Source organism: Candidatus Pelagibacter sp. PS_02 (assembly GCF_059418065.1).
Window position 1 is genome coordinate 210,172 of record NZ_CM182079.1, and the last position, 18,648, is coordinate 228,819.

The window sequence follows — 18,648 nt, forward strand, 5'->3', positions numbered from 1 at the left end:
TTAAAATTAGCTACACTGAGCTTTGTTCATTAAGTAATGGTCTAACAAAACACAATTCATCATTGCTTCCCCTACAGGAACTGCACGAATACCAACACAAGGATCATGCCGACCTTTAACTGAAATAGTAGTATTTTTTCCAAACTTATTTATAGTTTTTCTAGTTGTTAAAATCGATGATGTTGGCTTAACAGCAAATGAAACAACAATTTCTTGTCCTGTTGAAATACCACCAAGAATTCCACCTGCATTATTAGAATCAAATTTTAATTTTTTACCTTTTTGTGAAATTTCATCTGAGTTTTGTTCTCCACTTAATTGTGCAGAATTCATTCCAGATCCAATATTAACACCTTTAACAGCATTAATACTCATCATTGCAGAGGCAATATCCATATCTAATTTAGAATAAATTGGAGCACCTAAACCAACAGGAATTCCTCTGGCTCTTACTTCAATAACTGCTCCACAAGATGATCCAGACTTTCTTATATCTAACAAATATTTTTCCCAAAGTTTCAGCATATTCTTATCAGGACAAAAAAAGGGATTTTTGTTAATTGTTAGGTCGTTCCATTTTCTAGTATCACATCCCAATATTCCTAATTGAGTAACAGCCCCTACAACTTTAAATTTTTTACCTAATTTATTCTCTAAAACTTTTTTAGCAATTGCACCCGCAGCAACTCTTGCAGCTGTTTCTCTTGCAGAGGATCTTCCACCGCCACGGTAATCTCTTATTCCATATTTCTTAAAGTACGTAAAATCAGCGTGTCCAGGTCTGAATTTATCTTTGATATCTCCATAATCTTTTGACCTCATATCTTGATTGTAAATAATTAAAGAAATAGGTGTTCCAGTCGTTTTGCCCTCAAATACACCTGATAAAATTTGTACTTTATCATCTTCTTTTCTCTGTGTTGTAAATTTTGATTGTCCTGGTTTTCTTTTATCTAGCTCAACTTGAATATCTTGCTCTTTTAAGTTTATATTTGGTGGACAACCATCAACGACACAACCTAATGCTGGGCCATGAGATTCTCCCCATGTTGTGAAACGAAATTGCTTTCCAAAAGTATTAAATGACATTATCTATAGTATATAGATTATTTTGTTAAAATTATGAATCAAAAAAACTCATTAGGCCTTAATAAATGCTTTTTAGATAAAATTGATCCAATAGATTTATTTGAAGTTTGGATGAATGAAGCAAAAAAAACAGAGTTAAATGATCCAAATGCACTAGCTTTAGCTACATCAGATCAAAATAATTTTCCATCAATTAGAATGGTCTTATTAAAAGATTTTAACAAAGATGGATTTGTTTTTTATACCAATCTAAATAGTCAGAAGGGAAATGAATTAAAAAATAACCCAAAAGCATCCATGTGTTTTCATTGGAAAAGCCTTCTAAGACAAGTAAGAATTAATGGAATGGTGCAAAAAGTTTCTAATAAAGTGGCAGATGAATATTATAGCAGTAGAGGTTATGAGAGTAGAATTGGTGCATGGGCCTCAAAACAAAGCACTGTAATAAATAATAGAGATGAACTTTTAAACTCAATAGAAGAATATAAAAAAAAATATAGTAATAAAAATGATGTACCAAGACCAGAGCATTGGTCAGGTTGGAATTTGATACCCACAAGTATAGAATTTTGGTTAGATGGAGAGAGCAGAATTCATGAAAGACTTAAATATACTAAAGATACCGAGGGAAACTGGGTTAAATCTTTATTAAGCCCCTAAAAGGTTCTTTGCAGACTAAATGATGTAAGACTCTCTAAAATCTTTTTTTCATCACTATCCTTAAATACAGTTAAAGAATTTGATGCAAGGTTAATAAAATGTTCAGCTTTTTTGTAGCATTCATTTATTATGTTGTATTTCTTAATAAGCTCTAAGGTTAAATTTAAATCTTCATTTGATCTTGTTTCTTGTTTAAAAATATTTTTTAACTTATCTTTTTCTATTGATGATACATTCTGAAATAATAAAATAACAGGTAAAGTAATTTTACCCTCAAGAAAATCTTTACCAATTTTTTTACCAAAAAATTTTAGATCAGAATTGTAATCTAATGTGTCATCAGCAATTTGAAATGTTAAGCCTAAGTTTTTTCCATAAAACTCTAGTGCCTCTTTTTCTTTTGTTTCTTTATTAGATAAAATTGCACCAACCTTAGTTGCTGCAGAAAAAAGTTCAGCTGTTTTTGCTGTAATAATCTTAAAATATGTTTCCTCCAACATGTCTACTTCACCTTTGTGTTGTAGTTGTAATACCTCTCCTTGAGCGATCTTTGACGAAGTTGAGGATAAAAGTTTTAAAACTTCTATATTACCATCATCGACCATCATTTCAAAACATCTACTTAAAAGATAGTCACCAATTAATACAGAAGAGTGATTTCCCCAAATTGAATTTAATGTTTTTTTACCTCTTCTAATATTTCCAAGATCAATGACATCATCATGCATTAAAGTGGCCCCATGTATCATTTCTACACATGCTGCTAAATTAATATCTCGACCTCCTTTAGTGTAGCCACATAACTTAGCTGACCCAAGTGTTAGTAGGGCTCTTAATCTTTTTCCACCAGTGTCGATATGATATTCAGTCATTTTTTGAACGAGGTCTACATCACTCAAGAGTTTTGATTTAATCTTTTCTTCAACTAAAACTAATTTTTCATCAACAGAATCTTTTAGCTGATAATATGAATTATTTATTTGGTTTCTAAGTTGAACTACAGTTCCCATAAAAAATAAGTTAGTATAATTAAGTTATATTTATTACTTATCAATTGACGCACCTTAATCTTCAACTATAAGTAGGCTTTATATTAAATCAAAAATTCTATAAGGATTAACAATGTTCTCTTTTTTTAAAAAGAAAAAAATAATAGCTCATATCAAGCTAAATGGTGTAATTGGCAATGCTGGAAAGTTTAAACAGGGCATAGATTTTGCAGGACAAGAAGAGATTATAGAAAAGGCTTTTTCACTAAAAAAAGCAAAAGCAGTGGCAATTACTATAAATTCACCGGGTGGATCGCCAGTCCAATCACATTTAATCTACAAATTTATTAGAGCTCAAGCTAAGAAAAACAAAATAAAAGTAATAGTGTTCGCGGAAGATGTTGCAGCTTCTGGTGGATACTTAATAGCTTGTGCAGGAGATGAGATATATGCAAATTCAAGTTCAATTATTGGATCAATAGGGGTTATTTATTCATCATTTGGATTTACAGAACTAATTAAAAAAATTGGTGTAGAAAGAAGAGTTCATACAGCTGGAAAAAATAAAAGCTCATTAGATCCCTTTCAAGAAGAGAAGTCAGAAGATATTGAGAGACTTAAGAATATCCAACTAGATCTGCATAAAGATTTTATTAAAGTTGTAGAAGAAAGCAGAGGATCTAAACTTAAAAAGGATGGGATTGAATTGTTCTCAGGAGAGTTTTGGGCGGGTAGTAAATCAAAAGAGCTAGGCCTAATTGATGGACTTGGTAATGCTAATGAAATTTTAAAAGAAAAATTTGGTGAAGATGTGATTATCAAAAAATTTGAAAAATCTAAGGGTTGGTTAAGTAAGAAATTATCTTCATCTAGCAATCAAATAGATCAACTAGCAAATATTTTAGAGGAAAGATCTATCTGGCAAAGATATGGCTTCTAAGGAAAAAATTATAAAACCTAAATTTCAATCGTTTCAAGATACTATTTTGAATCTTCAAAAATATTGGAGCAAACAGGGATGTATTCTTCTACAGCCATATGACATAGAAGTTGGTGCAGGAACCTTTCATCCTGCTACAACCTTAAGATCATTAGGACCTAAGCCATGGAAAGCAGCTTATGTTCAGCCATCAAGAAGACCCACTGATGGAAGATATGGAGAAAACCCAAATAGATTACAGCATTATTATCAATTCCAAGTTTTAATAAAACCTTCACCAGATAATATCAAAAAACTTTATTTAAATAGTTTGGCTGTAATCGGTATTAATCATAAAGAACATGATATTAGATTTGTTGAAGACGATTGGGAAAGTCCAACTTTAGGTGCGGCAGGTTTAGGATGGGAAGTTTGGTGTGATGGAATGGAAATTACTCAATTTACATACTTTCAACAAATGGCTGGATTTGAATGTAAACCTGTTTCAGTTGAAATAACATATGGTCTTGAAAGAATTTGCATGTTTACTCAACAAATGAAAAATGTTTATGATCTAATATGGAATGATGAAGGTGAAAAATATGGGGATGTGTTTCTTCAAGCTGAAAAAGAGTTTTCAGCATATAATTTTGAACATGCCAATACAGAAAATCTATTCAAAATGTTTGATATGTTTGAGCTTGAAGCAAAAGCATTGGTAGATAAAAAAATTTCATTACCTGCATATGATCAATGTCTAAAAGCAAGCCATGCATTTAATATTTTAGATGCAAGAGGAGTTATAAGTGTTGCTCAAAGAGCGGGTTATATAGGGCGTATTAGAGACATTACAAAAGCAGTTGCCGAAAGTTGGTTAAGCAGTCAAACAGATTAATGTCAGATTTTTTTATAGAGTTGTTTAGTGAGGAAATACCAGCTGGTTTGCAGAGTAACTCACGTAATGTTTTATTAGAAAATTTTCAAAATTTATTTGAGGAAAAAAAAATTCTGTTCAAAAAAAGTTCTTCATTTTCAACACCAAATCGTCTTATAATTTTATTTGAAGGCCTATCTAAAGAAATAATACAAAAAGCTGAAGAAATAAAAGGACCAAATGTTAAAGCTCCAGAAAAAGCTATTGAGGGGTTTTTAAGGTCAAATCAAATAGAAAAAAAAGATCTTCTTAAAAAAACATTGGAAAAAGGAGAATTTTATTTTTTCAAGAAAGCATCAAGTAAAATTAATACCATAGATTTACTTCAAGAATATACACCTATAATCCTTGATAAATTACAATGGAAAAAATCTATGACATGGGGAAACTATAACCTTAGTTGGGCGAGACCATTAAAATCTATCCTAGCAGTTTTTGATGATAAAAGTTTAAATTTTAAATTTCATCATTTAATAGCCTCTAACTCAACATTTATTGACAAAGAGTTTGAAGATAAAAAAAAAATATTTAAAAATTTTAAAAGTTATAAAGATTTCTTTAGTCAGTCTGGCATAATTATAGATCACTTATTGAGAAAAGAATTTATTGTTAAAGAAATTGAAAAAATATCTAGAAAAAACAATTTCATTGTCGAGCCTAATAATAAACTTTTAGATGAAGTTACAGATATTGTTGAGCAACCAAATATTTTAGTGTGCAAGTTTGATCAGAAATTTTTGAATATTCCAAAAGAAATTTTGATTATTACAATGCAATACCATCAAAAATATTTTCCAACATTTGATAAAAAAGGAAAAATTACCAATGAATTTTTAGTTGTGGCAAATAACAATGATGAAAAAGGTTATATTAAGATGGGTAATGAAAGGGTTGTAGAAGCAAGATTAAGCGATGCTCAATTTTTTTGGGAAAAAAATAAATCTCAAAATTTAGTTAAACAAGTTTCAAAATTAAAAAATATGAATTATTTTAAAGGTCTTGGGTCTTATTTTGACAAAATTCAAAGAATGAGAAAACTTGGAGGAATAATTTCTGATGAATTATTAATTAGCAAAGATCAAGTTGAACTATCAGCATCGATTTGCAAAGTTGATTTAGTTTCTGATATTGTTGGTGAATTTCCTGAGCTTCAGGGAATTATGGGTGGACATTTTGCTGAAGTGCAAGGTTTTGATAAAGAGATAGCGCTAGCAATAAGTGAACATTATCAACCAGTAGGTCTTGATAGCAAAACTCCAAAGAAACCGTTTAGTATTGCTTTAGCTTTAACTGACAAAATTGATACCTTGGTAGGTTTTTTTGGAATTAACCAAAAACCAACTAGCTCAAAAGATCCTTACGCGCTTAGAAGGTCTGCACTTGGTGTAATAAAGCTATTAATTGATAATAATAAAGAGTTTAAGATTAAAGATCTTATTAGTTATTCCACTTCACTACATAAAGACCAAGGGTTTATTTTTTCAAACGAGTCATCTCAAAAAGAATTATCCGATTTTTTAATGGACAGATTAAAATACTACATGAAAGAGAAAAAGATTAGACCAGAGATAATAGAAGCCAGTATAAAAGCACATGGATTAGATCATATGAACAAAATATATAAAAAAGCTTCAACACTTAATGGGCTAATTAGCAAAGTTATAGGAGGGGACATTATTACAAGCTACAAAAGAGCTTACAGTATACTTGAGAGTGAGTTGAAAAATACAGATCTTGAACTGTCAAATACAACTGACCCTGGTATTTTTAAAAATGACTATGAAAAAAACCTATTTAAAAAAATTAATGAAATAAGAAAATATTTTACAAATATTGGCAAAGATGAAAACTACAGAGAAACACTCGAAATTCTTGCTGGCGCTAAAAAAGCAACTTCAGAGTTTTTTGACAATGTTAAGGTCAATGATGATGATAAAAATATTAAAAAAAACAGATTGGAACTTTTACAAATGTTATGTAGAACATTTGATAATTACATAAATTTTTCAAATATAGAAATCAAACAGTGAATAAGCTAATTTTAAATTTTAAATCAAAAGATTCAAAAAAAATTAAAAATCCTAAAAATTTTTTAGGTGGAAAAGGGGCAAACCTTTCTGAAATGGGCAGAATGGGACTGCCAGTTCCTCCTGGATTTACAATTTCAACAAAAGTTTGTGAATTATTTTATAAAGATAAAAAAAAATTAAATTCAAAAATTGTTAATATTATAAAAAAGGAATTAAAAATTATCGAAAAAGAAGTAGGGAAAAAATTTGGTGATTTAAAAAATCCTTTATTATTATCTGTTAGATCTGGTGCAAGAGTTTCAATGCCTGGCATGATGGACACAATTTTGAATTTAGGATTAAACGATAAGACCGTTCTTGCACTATCAAAAAAAACTTCTAATAGCAGATTTGCAAAAGATAGTTACCGAAGATTTATTCAGATGTATGGCAATGTTGTTATGGGTGTTGAGGGCTATCACTTTGAAGAATTAATTGAAAATTACAAGTTAACCAAAGGTGTTCTTTTAGATACAGATCTTGATGCAGATGATTGGGAGGGATTAATTAATGATTTTAAAAAAGTTATTAAAAATCAAACCAAAAAAGAATTTCCCCAGAACGTATATGATCAATTATTAGGAGCTATTAGTTCGGTATTTCTATCTTGGGAAAGTAACAGAGCAAAAGTTTATAGAAAACTAAACCAAATTCCTGCTGAATGGGGAACTGCAGTTAATGTTCAATCAATGGTATTTGGCAATATGGGTAATGATTGTGCAACTGGTGTTGTCTTTACAAGAAATCCATCAGATGGGGTTAATGAAGTGTATGGTGAATACTTAATTAATGCTCAAGGAGAAGATGTGGTGGCAGGTACAAGAACCCCTCAGTATATAACCAAAAAAGCAAGAAAAGATGCAAAAGCAAAAGAAGCTTCGATGGAAGAGGCTATGCCAAAAGTATTTAAACAATTAGATAAGATTTTAAAAATTTTAGAAAAACACTACAAAGATATGCAAGACGTAGAATTTACAGTTGAAAATAATAAATTGTGGATGCTACAAACAAGATCAGGAAAAAGAACTTCAAAGTCAGCTGTTAGAATTGCAGTTGATATGGTTAAAGAAAAATTGATTTCTAAAAAAGAAGCAGTAATGAGAATAGATCCAGCTTCTTTAGATACATTGTTACACCCTACATTAGACGAAAAAAGCACACTAAACGTTATAGCAAACGGTTTGCCAGCATCTCCAGGGGCTGCAAGTGGTAAGGTTGTTTTTACATCAGAGGAAGCAGAAAGATTAAATAATGTCATGCAAGATACTATTTTAGTACGTGTAGAAACGTCACCTGAAGATATTCATGGAATGCATGCTGCAAAAGGAATTTTAACAGCAAGGGGTGGGATGACTAGTCATGCTGCAGTGGTTGCAAGAGGAATGGGAAGACCATGCGTTTCTGGCTCTAGTGAGATTGATATTAACTATGAAGCGAAAACCTTTAAAACTTCTTCTATTGAAATTAAAGAGGGAGACATTATTACAATTGATGGTTCAACAGGAAGAATTATCCTAGGAGAAGTGCCAACGGTTAAACCAGAAATTTCAGGAGACTTTTCCAAATTAATGAGTTGGGCAGATAATTTTAGAAAACTAAAAGTAAGAACGAATTCAGAAACACCATTAGATACAAAAACTGCAAGAGACTTTGGAGCAGAAGGCATAGGACTTTGTAGAACCGAACATATGTTTTTTGATGAAGAGAGAATTTTATCTGTTAGAGAAATGATTTTATCAAAAACAGCAGAAGATAGAAACAGGGCGCTAGCAAAACTTTTACCACATCAAAAAAAAGATTTTGTACAAATATTCAAAATTATGAATGGTCTTCCTGTCACAGTGAGACTGTTAGATCCACCATTACACGAGTTTCTTCCAAAAACAGAAAAAGAAATTAATGATGTTGCAAAAGTTGTGGGGTTACCATTAAAAGAAATTGAGTCTCGAATTAACGAGTTACATGAACAAAACCCGATGCTTGGTCATAGAGGGTGTCGATTAGGAATTTCTTTTCCAGAAATTTATGAAATGCAATGTAGAGCAATCTTTGAGGCTTTATCTGAACTTAAGATAAAAAAAATTAAGTCGGCATTTCCAGAAATTATGATCCCTTTAGTATCAACTGAAGCTGAGATTAGAATAATGAAAGATTTAGTAGTCAGAGTTGCAAAAGAAGTTCAAAAGGATAAAAAAATTAAAATAGATTATTTAGTTGGTACAATGATTGAATTACCAAGAGCAGCAATTAAAGCTGATGATATAGCTAAACACGCTGAGTTCTTTAGTTTTGGAACTAATGACTTAACTCAAACAACATTCGGTTTAAGTAGAGACGATAGTGGTAAATTTTTAAATGATTATCTTGAGAATAAGATTTTTTCTATAGATCCATTTATCTCTATAGATGACGGAGTAGGTGATTTAATAGAAATTGCAGTTGAAAAAGGAAGAAAAACTAATAAAAAAATTAAACTTGGAATTTGTGGAGAACATGGTGGAGACCCTAAAAGTATTCACTTTTGTGCTAATGCAGGTTTGGATTATGTTTCTTGCTCACCATATAGAGTTCCAGTAGCAAGATTAGCTGCTGCACAAGCTGAACTTTCTAAAAAAAATTAGATTTCAAATTTAAAATCTATAGCTGGTACACTATGAGTGATACTTCCAATTGAAACTCTATCGACACCCGTTGCTACAATTTTTTTAATAGATTTCAAATTAACGTTCCCAGAAGCTTCTGTTTCATAATGTTTTTTAACCATTCTAACACCTGCCTTGAGTGTTTTATTGTTCATATTATCAAACAAAACAGTATTAAATTTTAAACCCATTATTTTTTTGAGCTGATTTAGATTATCAACTTCTACTGTAATTTTTCTTCCTTTTTTATTTTTGATTGCAAGAGATACTAAAGTTTTAATATCAGAGCTTGCAATATGATTGTCTTTAATAAGAAATTCATCACTTAAATTAAACCTATGGTTTGTACCACCACCTAACGTAACGGCATATTTTTGTATTACTCTTAAGGTTGGAATTGTTTTCCTAGTACAGCAAATTTTAGTTTTTTTATTAGCTAATTTAACAAATTGATTAGTCTTAGTAGCAATTCCAGAGATATGACTTAAAAAATTTAAAGCAACTCTCTCACCAATTAAAATATTTTCAGCCCTACCTTCAATTGTTGCTACTACATCGTTCTTTTTGACTATTGAACCTTCTTTTTTTTTAATAATAAATTTAATTTTATTATCAATTAATTTGAAGGTTTGTTTAGCAAACTCTAAGCCAGCAATTACAGCTTGTTGGTTTGAAATTAATTTGATTTTTATAACTTTACTATTCTTAACTAAACTTGAAGTAATATCTCCATTTGGATAAAGATCCTCATTTAATGCAAGCTTAACTTTATTCTTGATATAATAGTTGCTTAATTTAATTTTAGGCACATTTATTATCTGCCAATAGCAGTCATTCTTTCAACAGGTATTCTTGCCTTGTTGATAGTTTCATTATCCATAATTATCTCACCAGTTTCATTTTCTAAACAGGCCAAAATTTTTGGTAGAGTAATTCTTTTCATATGAGGACATAGATTGCATGGTTTAATAAATTCAACATTAGGATTTTCTACCTGAATATTATCACTCATAGAACATTCCGTAACCATCATTACCTTTTTAGGTTGATTCTCCTCTACATATTTGATCATTCCTGAAGTTGAACCAGCAAAGTCACTTGCTTTAATTACATCGGGTGGACATTCAGGATGTGCAATAATCTTTATTCCTGGATTATTTTTTCTTATATCGTGAATTTCTTTTTCGTTAAATTGGTCATGAACAATGCAAATCCCTTTCCAAGCAATAATTTCAACATCCGTCTGAGAAGCTACATATTTAGCTAAATAATCATCGGGTAGAAATATAACTTTTTTAACACCAAGAGAATTAACAATCTTAACGGCATTAGCTGATGTGCAGCAAATGTCAGTTTCAGCTTTAACATCTGCCGAAGTATTTACATAGGAAACAACAGGTACACCTGGATATTTTTCTTTTAATAATCTTACATCCTTACCTGTAATAGAGGATGACAAGGAGCATCCTGCAAGCATATCGGGTAACAAAACTTTTTTTTGTGGACTCATTAATTTTGCTGTCTCTGCCATAAAGTGTACACCAGCCATTACAATAATATCTGCTGAAGTTTTTGAAGCTTCTACTGCTAGAGCCAAAGAGTCAGCTGCAAAATCTGCTACACCGTGATAAATTTCCGGTGTTTGATAATTATGCGCAAGAATAACCGCATTTTTTTCTTTTTTTAATTGATTAATTCTATGAATATAGGGAGCATGAACTGACCATTCAATCTCAGGTAAAACCTTAGAGATTTTTTGATAAATTGGATCGGTTGCTTTTTTTACTTCTTCAGTAAACTCCATATTAAAACCTATCAATTTGATACAATCTTGTCATGCATTTATTCTGACGCACTAATTAATCCAACTAGGAATTTTGATTTTTAACTTAGCGTTTTTGCTTTTAAACTCATTTTCTTGATTAAAATTATCATCCAAATATTTAATTAAAGCAAAAGGATATTCATTACTTATTAAAACTTTTCCTATCTCAAAATCACCATTATAGATTAAATCATCTTGATTTATTTCTCCTTCAATTAAATAAATAGGTAATAATCTTTTTGAAAGTTTATTTTTTAATTTAATTCTTGCAGTATTCTCTTGCCCAACATAACAGCCTTTTTTAAAGTCTATTCCATTCAATTCTTCAAAGTTACATTCAATTCCAAATAGCTTATTCTGTAATTCATTCATGTTTTTTTGAGGAATTCCTAATTGATGACTCAATTTATAATATTCAGTAATTGGAGAATCTTTTAGCTCTAATTTTTTTAAAGACAGATAAAGCTTTTCTAAATTGATGATAAGCCTTGCACCTAAATCTTTATTTCTTGGGTCTAACAAGATGGAATCTTCTCTATATTTAATTGTGTTCCCAGCAATATCTTTTGATCCTTCAAATTCTAAAAATTTTTCTTTATTAAACGCGGCTACAACAAATTCGTTACTAAGATTCATAATCTCAACTTTTGATCTAAGTTTATAGACACTAAGTTGTTTGAAAAGTGCTTCTGTTTGAGATTTTTCACAGTCAATGAAGTAGCCAGACTTGTGTTTTATGATAATAAAAGCAAAAAGAAATTTTCCTTGAGGAGTTAATAGTGATGCAAAACAACTACTGTCTTCACTTACTTTATTAATGTCATTACTAATCATATTCTGTAAAAATTCTTTAGCATCTGCACCGTTTATATACAGAATTCCTCTATCTTCTAAAATGTATACATTTTGATTATTCATAATTGATTGATGTCTTAATATAATATAATTACTTTTTTCATAAATGTTAGATCTAATAATTAAAAACGGTTCTTGCTACATAGATAAAGATCTTAAAGATCAAGATATAGCAATCAAAGATGGTAAAATCATAGAAATTGGTAAAATTGATAGTGAAGCAAAAGAAGTTTTTGATGCCAAGGGATTAACTGTTTTACCAGGATGTATTGATACTCAAACTCATTTTAGGGAACCCGGATCAACTGACACAGAAGATCTTCATTCTGGAAGTAAGGCAGCAATTGTTGGAGGAATAACGAGTGTTTTTGAAATGCCAAATACTAATCCACCAACTTCTAATAAAATTGAATTTCAAAAGAAATTAGATCTTGCAAAAAATAGAATGTATTGCAACTATGCTTTTTATTTTGGCGCAACACCAGACAACGCTGATGAGTTAGCAGACTTAAAAAACTTAGAAGGATGTTGTGGAATTAAGCTTTTTGCCGGTTCTTCGACAGGAAATCTATTGGTTCAATTTGAAGAAGATATTGAGAAAGTATTTAAAAGTAGCTCTAAAGTTGTTTCAGTTCACTCTGAAGATGAAGAAATTTTAAATAGGAATAAAAAATTAATTAAAGATGGAGATGTTCACTCACATCCAATTTGGAGAAGTGAAGAATGTGCAATTTCATCGACTAGAAGAATTGTAAGAATAGCTGAGCGATATAAAAAAAAAGCACACATCCTTCATGTAACAACCAAACAAGAAATTGATTTTTTATCGCAGCACAAAGGTAACATCACATTTGAGATAACACCTCAACATCTAACAATCTATGCCCCAGATTGTTATGATAAACTTGGAACATATGCTCAAATGAACCCACCAATAAGAGATAAGTCTCACTATGACAGGTTATGGTATGGAGTAAAAAATAATCTTAATGACACAATTGGATCTGATCATGCTCCACATTTAAAAGCAAATAAAGAAAAAAAATATCCCAATTCACCATCTGGAATGCCAGGTGTTCAGACACTTTTACCAGTTATGTTAAACCATGTTAATGATGGAAAATTAAGTTTAGAACAATTAATGAATTCTATATGTGAAAATCCAGTAAAAATTTTTGGCATTCAAGATAAAGGTTTTATTAAAGAAGGATTTGATGCAGACTTTACAATTGTTGATATGAATAAAAAAATTACAATTAAAAATGAAAATATTGAAAGTAAATGTGCTTGGTCACCTTTTGATGGGTATGAATTTAAGGGAACTCCCGTGTCAACAATTATTGCTGGCCAAATCAAAATGAGAGATGGTAAGATATTGGGAGAACCTGATGGTAAGCCTTTAAAATTTTAAATAGTTTTTATAGTAAAGCTATTTACCAGAACAACACCAGTAACAATAAAGAATAACCCTAAAACAGCCTGCCATGATAGTGATTGTTTGAAGAAAATATATCCTAATATTGCAATTGTAAATATACCAAGGCCACTCCATGTTGCATAAACAATAGCGATAGGAAGTTTATCAACCACAAATGTTAAAAGGTAAAATGAAGATAGATACAAAATTGCAAGTGTTGTGGTTGGAATTATTTTGGTAAAATTTTGTGACACGGGTAATAACATTGTTCCACCTACCTCACAAAAAATTGCAATAGTTAAAAATAAATATGTCTTTATCATTATTTAAGAATATTATTTTTCATTAAGTCTTCTTTTATCTCAGTTAAAATTGCAGGATCATCAATAGTTGCTGGCATTTTATAATCTTCCCCATCAGCAATTTTTCTTATTGTTCCTCTTAATATTTTTCCAGATCTTGTTTTTGGCAATCTTTTAATAACAATTACAATCTTAAATGCAGCAACAGGACCAATTTTATCTCTAACCATCTGAATGCACTCTTTTGAAATTGTTGCGTGATCTTTTTCAACACCAGATTTAAGAACGACCAAACCAATTGGCAATTGTCCTTTTAGTTTATCCGCAACGCCTAATACTGCACACTCAGCAACTGATTGGTGTTCTGATAAAACTTCTTCAATTGCTCCAGTTGATAATCTGTGACCTGCAACATTAATAATGTCATCTGTTCTAGACATAATCCAAATGTAACCATCTTCATCTATATGACCCGCATCATAAGTTTCATAGTAACCATCATAGTTGGTCATGTAATTATCTTTGTATCTTTTATCTGCATTCCATAATGTTGGAAAAGTCCCAGGAGGCAAAGGTAATTTTATAACTATATCTCCCATCTCATTAGGTTTTGCTAAAGTTTGATCTGGCTTCATAACTTGAACGTCATAACCAGGAACAGCCTTACAAGCTGAGCCATACTTTGTTTTCATCATTTCAATTCCTGTACAATTAGAACTAATTGCCCAACTAGTTTCAGTTTGCCACCAATGATCAATTACAGGAACTTTTAATAAATTTTCTGCCCACTTAATGGTATCTGGGTCCGCCCTTTCACCAGCTAAAAACAATGACTCAAATTTACTTAAATCATACTTAGAAAAAAACTTTCCCTCAGGGTCTTCTTTTTTAATAGCCCTAAAAGCAGTTGGTGCAGTAAAAAGTGATTTTACTTTATAATCAGAAATTATTTTCCAAAAAGCACCAGCATCTGGAGTGCCAACAGGTTTTCCTTCAAATAGTACTGTGGTGCAACCTTTAAACAAAGGAGCATAGACTATATAAGAATGACCAACTATCCAGCCAATATCACTTGCTGACCACCAGACATCATCCGCATCAATATTATAAATATTTTTCATAGTCCATTTTAGAGCAACTATATGACCACCAATATCTCTAACTATTCCTTTTGGAACACCCGTAGTTCCTGAGGTATATAAAATATAAGCTAAATCATTTGAATTCATTTCAACACAATCTACTTCTTTTGCATTTGAAAGTGCTTCATCCCAACTAATTTCTTTTGGAGCATTTATACTTGCTTCATTACCAGATCTTTGAAACAGGATTAATTTTTCTATCTTATGAGATGCCATTTTTATGGCCTCATCCACTAGAGGTTTGTACTCAACAGTTCTTCCTGGTTCAAAACCACACGAAGCCGTAACTAATATTTTTGCTTTACTGTCATCGATTCTGCTTGCTAATTCACTGGATGCAAAACCACCAAATACCACTGAGTGAATTGCTCCAATTCTTCCACAAGCCAACATTGCAATAACTGCCTCTGGGATCATGGGCATATAAATTATAACTCTATCTCCCTTATTAACCCCTTGGTTTTTTAAAGCTCCTGCAAATTTTGAAACTTTTTCTTTTAATTCTTTATAGGTGAACTGCTTTTTGTTGCCAGTTATGGGACTGTCATAGATTAAAGCTAATTTTTCACCTCTACCTTCATCGATATGAAGGTCTAAAGCATTATAACAGGTGTTAGTCACCCCATCTTCAAACCATTTATAAAAAGGAGGATTAGATTTGTTTAGAATTTTTGTTGGTTTTTTAAACCAAAAAATATCGTTAGACACTTCTTGCCAAAAATCTTCAGGGTTTTTTATGGAGTTTTGATAAATTTCACTGAATTTTTTATTCATCTCTAATGATTCTTTATTTTGATATTTTAAGATTTATTAAATTAAAAATTGTATTAAAATTCAAAAAGTAAGTAAAATCAATACAAATTAGAGGCAATTAAACCTTCTAAAAACTTAATTATTTTGATAGTTAATCCTCAACATGACTTAAGCATTTGTTTAAGTCTAGTTTATATAAACTAAAAAGTTAAAAACTAACGAAAGAGGGAGTTTTTTATGAAAAAACTAAAATTGTTTGCTCTTACAGCTGTAGCCCTAATGGGTGTTTCAGGTGTAGCAAACGCAGAAACTACACTGTTAGCTTCTGATGACTTTGTTGGAATTTCATTCTGGCTTGTGTCAATGGCGTTATTAGCGTCAACGGCATTCTTTTTTATTGAAAGAGCATCGGTTCCAGCTGGCTGGAGAGTTTCAATCACTGTTGCAGGACTAGTTACTGGTATTGCATTTATTCACTACATGTACATGAGAGATGTGTGGGTTATGACTGGTGAGTCACCAACAGTATACAGATATATTGACTGGTTAATTACAGTTCCATTATTGATGTTAGAATTCTATTTTGTTCTTGCAGCAGTAAATAAAGCAAACTCTGGAATATTCTGGAGATTGATGATTGGTACTTTAGTAATGTTAATCGGTGGATACTTAGGAGAAGCAGGATACATCAACACTACACTTGGTTTTGTAATCGGTATGGCTGGATGGTTCTACATTCTTTATGAAGTATTCTCAGGCGAAGCAGGAAAAAATGCAGCGAAAAGTGGAAACAAGGCTCTTGTTACTGCATTTGGTGCAATGAGAATGATCGTTACAGTTGGTTGGGCTATCTACCCATTAGGTTATGTATTTGGTTACATGACTGGTGGAATGGACGCAAGCTCACTAAACGTGATTTACAACGCAGCTGACTTTTTGAACAAGATCGCTTTTGGTCTAATCATTTGGGCAGCAGCAATGTCTCAACCTGGTAGAGCTAAGTAGTTTTACTCGTTAAATAATTAGAAGAAGGGCAGGTATGTTTTTACATACTTGCCCTTTTTTTTTATCTCATTATATTTAGATATATGCCAAAGATTACATACTTAGAAGATAATGGAAAGTCTCATACCATAGAAGTCTCCAATGGATTGAGTGTAATGGAGGGCGCTGTTCAAAACGACATTCCTGGAATTGATGCTGATTGTGGTGGTGGAATGGCTTGTGCTACTTGTCATGTTTATGTCAAAGAAGAATGGTTTGACAAACTTCCAAAAAAAGAAGATGGGGAAGAAGATATGTTAGATATGGCGTTTGAACCAAAACAAAACAGTAGATTGAGTTGTCAAATATTAGTTTCAGATGAATTAGATGGACTAACAGTTAGCATTCCATCAAAACAAGGTTAAATGATTAAAACAGATGCATTAATAATTGGCGCAGGTCCAACAGGATTATTTTGTGCTCATCAACTAGGTTTAATTGGATTGAATTGTGAGATAGTTGATAATTTAGATAAAATTGGAGGCCAATGTATTGAACTTTATCCAGACAAACCAATTTATGATATTCCAGCAGTTCCAGAATGTACTGGAGAAGAATTAACTAATAATTTAATCAAACAAATAAAGCCTTTTAATATTAAATTTCATCTTAATGAAAGAGTAGAAGAAGTTAATAAAGTTAATAATAAGTGGATTGTAAAAACAAATAAAAATAAAGAGTTTGAAATACCAAATATAATTATTGCTGGTGGAGTGGGATCATTTGAGCCAAGAAAATTTTCGCCAAAAGAATGTGAAAAATATGAAAATAGATCTTTATTTTACTCAATTAAAGATAAAACAATTTTTCAGGATAAAACAATTTCAATATTTGGAGGAGGAGATTCAGCATTAGATTGGGCAATTGAATTATCAAAAAGCTCATATGTAAACTTAATACACAGAAGAGATGAATTTACAGGAGCTCAATTGAGTATAGATAAAATTAAAGAATTAGAAAAATCTGGAAAACTAAAAATTTATACTAAATACCAATTAAACTCAGTTAAGGGAGAGCAAAATATTAAATCAATAGAAATAAAACATGACGATGAAAGTTTAAAAGAGTTAGAAACAAATTATGTTTTGGGCTTTTTTGGACTGATTATGAAGCTTGGTCCTATTGTAGACTGGGGTTTAAACTTAGATAAAAAAACAATTCCTGTTAACACAGAAAATTTTGAAACAAATCTAAACGGTATATTTGCAATTGGAGATATTTGTACCTATCCTGGAAAACTAAAATTAATACTTTCAGGATTTCATGAAGGAGCTTTAGCTGCTAGAGGATGTTTTAAATATGCTAGACCTGATGAAAAATTAAGATTTGAATTTACTACCACATCAAAGGCAGCCCAAGAAAGACTTGGCGTTAAAAAGTGATAGAATTATTTACAGCAGATACTCCAAACGGAAAAAAAATTACAATAATGTTAGAGGAAATAGGTTGTGATTTTAAAATTACTAAAATTGATCTGTCAAAAGATGAACAATTTAAAACAGATTTTAAAAAGATAAGCCCGTTTGGAAAAATACCAGTAATTATAGATCACGAAAATGGACAGTCATTATTCGAGTCTGGAGCAATACTTATATATTTAGCAGAAAAATATAATAAATTTTATGAAGTAAAAGATCGAAATGTTATAAATCAATGGTTGATGGCACAGATGGGAATTATTGGACCAATGATCGGGCAACATCATCAATTTCATCATTATAATCCTGGTAAAAGTGAATTTGGAGAAGAAAGATATTTTAAAATTACAAAAAGAATTTATGGCGAATTGGATGAAAGATTATCTTCATCAAAATACTTAGCTGGAAACGAATATACGATTGCAGATATTGCAACTTGGCCATGGATTGCAAGACATGAATGGCATGATATTGGTCTTAAAAATTATAACAACTTAACTAGATGGTATTTAGATATTGCAAAAAGAGAAGCTGTTATAAAAGGGTATGATCTTTATAAGATCGGTAGTCAAATTCCAAAAATATAAAAT

The 18,648-nt window shown here is 31.0% G+C and carries 17 protein-coding genes; 10 read left to right on the forward strand and 7 right to left on the reverse strand.

Going from position 1 to position 18,648, the window contains the following annotated elements:
* Positions 1–6: 6 nt before the first annotated feature.
* Complete coding sequence (gene aroC / locus AC5SL4_RS01150; protein ID WP_006997292.1) at positions 7–1,089, reverse strand: chorismate synthase; 1,083 nt, start codon at positions 1,087–1,089, stop codon at positions 7–9.
* Positions 1,090–1,122: 33 nt separating this feature from the next.
* Here aroC and pdxH point away from each other — a divergent pair, with 33 nt between their 5' ends.
* On the forward strand, positions 1,123–1,749 hold the full coding sequence (gene pdxH, locus AC5SL4_RS01155; RefSeq protein WP_006997291.1) for a pyridoxamine 5'-phosphate oxidase: 627 nt from the start codon (positions 1,123–1,125) through the stop codon (positions 1,747–1,749).
* On the opposite strand, the gene AC5SL4_RS01160 is transcribed toward pdxH, so the two are convergent.
* The gene (locus AC5SL4_RS01160; protein WP_006997290.1) at positions 1,746–2,759 is read right to left on the reverse strand and encodes a polyprenyl synthetase family protein; all 1,014 of its coding nucleotides are present in this window, start codon (positions 2,757–2,759) and stop codon (positions 1,746–1,748) included. The genes pdxH and AC5SL4_RS01160 overlap by 4 nt on opposite strands.
* A 112-nt stretch (positions 2,760–2,871) precedes the next feature.
* Between AC5SL4_RS01160 and AC5SL4_RS01165 the strand changes: the two genes are divergently transcribed.
* Genes AC5SL4_RS01165 through ppdK form a run of 4 tightly spaced genes read left to right on the forward strand, consistent with a single transcriptional unit; the run spans position 2,872 to position 9,281 of the window.
* Positions 2,872–3,678, forward strand: coding sequence for a S49 family peptidase (locus AC5SL4_RS01165; RefSeq protein WP_006997289.1), 807 nt, complete (start codon positions 2,872–2,874; stop codon positions 3,676–3,678).
* Entirely contained in the window at positions 3,668–4,552 is an 885-nt protein-coding gene (locus AC5SL4_RS01170; protein ID WP_494587444.1) for a glycine--tRNA ligase subunit alpha, read from the forward strand. Before AC5SL4_RS01165 ends, AC5SL4_RS01170 begins: the two co-directional genes overlap by 11 nt.
* Entirely contained in the window at positions 4,552–6,621 is a 2,070-nt protein-coding gene (gene glyS / locus AC5SL4_RS01175; protein ID WP_494587445.1) for a glycine--tRNA ligase subunit beta, read from the forward strand. Before AC5SL4_RS01170 ends, glyS begins: the two co-directional genes overlap by 1 nt.
* A complete protein-coding gene (ppdK, locus tag AC5SL4_RS01180; RefSeq protein WP_494587446.1) occupies positions 6,618–9,281 on the forward strand; it encodes a pyruvate, phosphate dikinase in 2,664 nt (887 codons plus the stop codon). Before glyS ends, ppdK begins: the two co-directional genes overlap by 4 nt.
* On the opposite strand, the gene nadC is transcribed toward ppdK, so the two are convergent.
* The 3 genes from nadC to ygfZ are packed head-to-tail and all read right to left on the reverse strand — an operon-like array spanning position 9,278 to position 12,045.
* Positions 9,278–10,111 (reverse strand): carboxylating nicotinate-nucleotide diphosphorylase, encoded by an 834-nt coding sequence (nadC, locus tag AC5SL4_RS01185; RefSeq protein WP_494587447.1) that lies wholly within the window; start codon positions 10,109–10,111, stop codon positions 9,278–9,280. The genes ppdK and nadC overlap by 4 nt on opposite strands.
* A gap of 5 nt (positions 10,112–10,116) precedes the next feature.
* Positions 10,117–11,106, reverse strand: a complete 990-nt coding sequence (gene nadA, locus AC5SL4_RS01190) for a quinolinate synthase NadA (RefSeq protein ID WP_494587448.1) — start codon at positions 11,104–11,106, stop codon at positions 10,117–10,119.
* A gap of 51 nt (positions 11,107–11,157) precedes the next feature.
* On the reverse strand, positions 11,158–12,045 hold the full coding sequence (gene ygfZ / locus AC5SL4_RS01195) for a CAF17-like 4Fe-4S cluster assembly/insertion protein YgfZ (RefSeq protein WP_018413901.1): 888 nt from the start codon (positions 12,043–12,045) through the stop codon (positions 11,158–11,160).
* Positions 12,046–12,088: 43 nt separating this feature from the next.
* Between ygfZ and AC5SL4_RS01200 the strand changes: the two genes are divergently transcribed.
* Positions 12,089–13,393 carry a dihydroorotase gene (locus tag AC5SL4_RS01200; RefSeq protein ID WP_027306699.1) on the forward strand — a complete coding sequence of 435 codons (1,305 nt, stop codon included), beginning with the start codon at positions 12,089–12,091 and terminating at the stop codon, positions 13,391–13,393.
* On the opposite strand, the gene AC5SL4_RS01205 is transcribed toward AC5SL4_RS01200, so the two are convergent.
* Positions 13,390–13,722, reverse strand: coding sequence for a DMT family transporter (locus AC5SL4_RS01205; RefSeq protein ID WP_006997281.1), 333 nt, complete (start codon positions 13,720–13,722; stop codon positions 13,390–13,392). The two genes, AC5SL4_RS01200 and AC5SL4_RS01205, sit on opposite strands and share 4 nt — an antisense overlap.
* Positions 13,722–15,617 carry a propionyl-CoA synthetase gene (locus AC5SL4_RS01210; RefSeq protein WP_494587449.1) on the reverse strand — a complete coding sequence of 632 codons (1,896 nt, stop codon included), beginning with the start codon at positions 15,615–15,617 and terminating at the stop codon, positions 13,722–13,724. The genes AC5SL4_RS01205 and AC5SL4_RS01210 overlap by 1 nt, the downstream gene beginning before the upstream one ends.
* A 216-nt stretch (positions 15,618–15,833) precedes the next feature.
* Here AC5SL4_RS01210 and AC5SL4_RS01215 point away from each other — a divergent pair, with 216 nt between their 5' ends.
* From AC5SL4_RS01215 to AC5SL4_RS01230, 4 genes are all read left to right on the forward strand, one after another.
* Entirely contained in the window at positions 15,834–16,601 is a 768-nt protein-coding gene (locus tag AC5SL4_RS01215; RefSeq protein ID WP_011281819.1) for a bacteriorhodopsin-like, read from the forward strand.
* An 83-nt stretch (positions 16,602–16,684) separates the two neighbouring features.
* Positions 16,685–17,005, forward strand: coding sequence for a 2Fe-2S iron-sulfur cluster-binding protein (locus tag AC5SL4_RS01220; protein ID WP_011281820.1), 321 nt, complete (start codon positions 16,685–16,687; stop codon positions 17,003–17,005).
* Positions 17,006–18,022 carry an NAD(P)/FAD-dependent oxidoreductase gene (locus AC5SL4_RS01225; RefSeq protein ID WP_494587450.1) on the forward strand — a complete coding sequence of 339 codons (1,017 nt, stop codon included), beginning with the start codon at positions 17,006–17,008 and terminating at the stop codon, positions 18,020–18,022.
* Positions 18,019–18,645 carry a glutathione S-transferase family protein gene (locus AC5SL4_RS01230; protein WP_006997276.1) on the forward strand — a complete coding sequence of 209 codons (627 nt, stop codon included), beginning with the start codon at positions 18,019–18,021 and terminating at the stop codon, positions 18,643–18,645. The genes AC5SL4_RS01225 and AC5SL4_RS01230 overlap by 4 nt, the downstream gene beginning before the upstream one ends.
* Positions 18,646–18,648: the final 3 nt, after the last annotated feature.

Coding starts and splice junctions, on each gene's coding strand:
- AC5SL4_RS01210 (WP_494587449.1), bottom strand. CDS start 15,617: ATGAATAAAAAATTCAGTGAAATTTATCAAAACTCCATAAAAAACCCT.
- AC5SL4_RS01170 (WP_494587444.1), top strand. CDS start 3,668: ATGGCTTCTAAGGAAAAAATTATAAAACCTAAATTTCAATCGTTTCAA.
- nadA (WP_494587448.1), bottom strand. CDS start 11,106: ATGGAGTTTACTGAAGAAGTAAAAAAAGCAACCGATCCAATTTATCAA.
- AC5SL4_RS01225 (WP_494587450.1), top strand. CDS start 17,006: ATGATTAAAACAGATGCATTAATAATTGGCGCAGGTCCAACAGGATTA.
- pdxH (WP_006997291.1), top strand. CDS start 1,123: ATGAATCAAAAAAACTCATTAGGCCTTAATAAATGCTTTTTAGATAAA.
- AC5SL4_RS01205 (WP_006997281.1), bottom strand. CDS start 13,722: ATGATAAAGACATATTTATTTTTAACTATTGCAATTTTTTGTGAGGTA.
- AC5SL4_RS01200 (WP_027306699.1), top strand. CDS start 12,089: ATGTTAGATCTAATAATTAAAAACGGTTCTTGCTACATAGATAAAGAT.
- AC5SL4_RS01220 (WP_011281820.1), top strand. CDS start 16,685: ATGCCAAAGATTACATACTTAGAAGATAATGGAAAGTCTCATACCATA.
- AC5SL4_RS01165 (WP_006997289.1), top strand. CDS start 2,872: ATGTTCTCTTTTTTTAAAAAGAAAAAAATAATAGCTCATATCAAGCTA.
- AC5SL4_RS01215 (WP_011281819.1), top strand. CDS start 15,834: ATGAAAAAACTAAAATTGTTTGCTCTTACAGCTGTAGCCCTAATGGGT.
- glyS (WP_494587445.1), top strand. CDS start 4,552: ATGTCAGATTTTTTTATAGAGTTGTTTAGTGAGGAAATACCAGCTGGT.
- ygfZ (WP_018413901.1), bottom strand. CDS start 12,045: ATGAATAATCAAAATGTATACATTTTAGAAGATAGAGGAATTCTGTAT.
- aroC (WP_006997292.1), bottom strand. CDS start 1,089: ATGTCATTTAATACTTTTGGAAAGCAATTTCGTTTCACAACATGGGGA.
- AC5SL4_RS01160 (WP_006997290.1), bottom strand. CDS start 2,759: ATGGGAACTGTAGTTCAACTTAGAAACCAAATAAATAATTCATATTAT.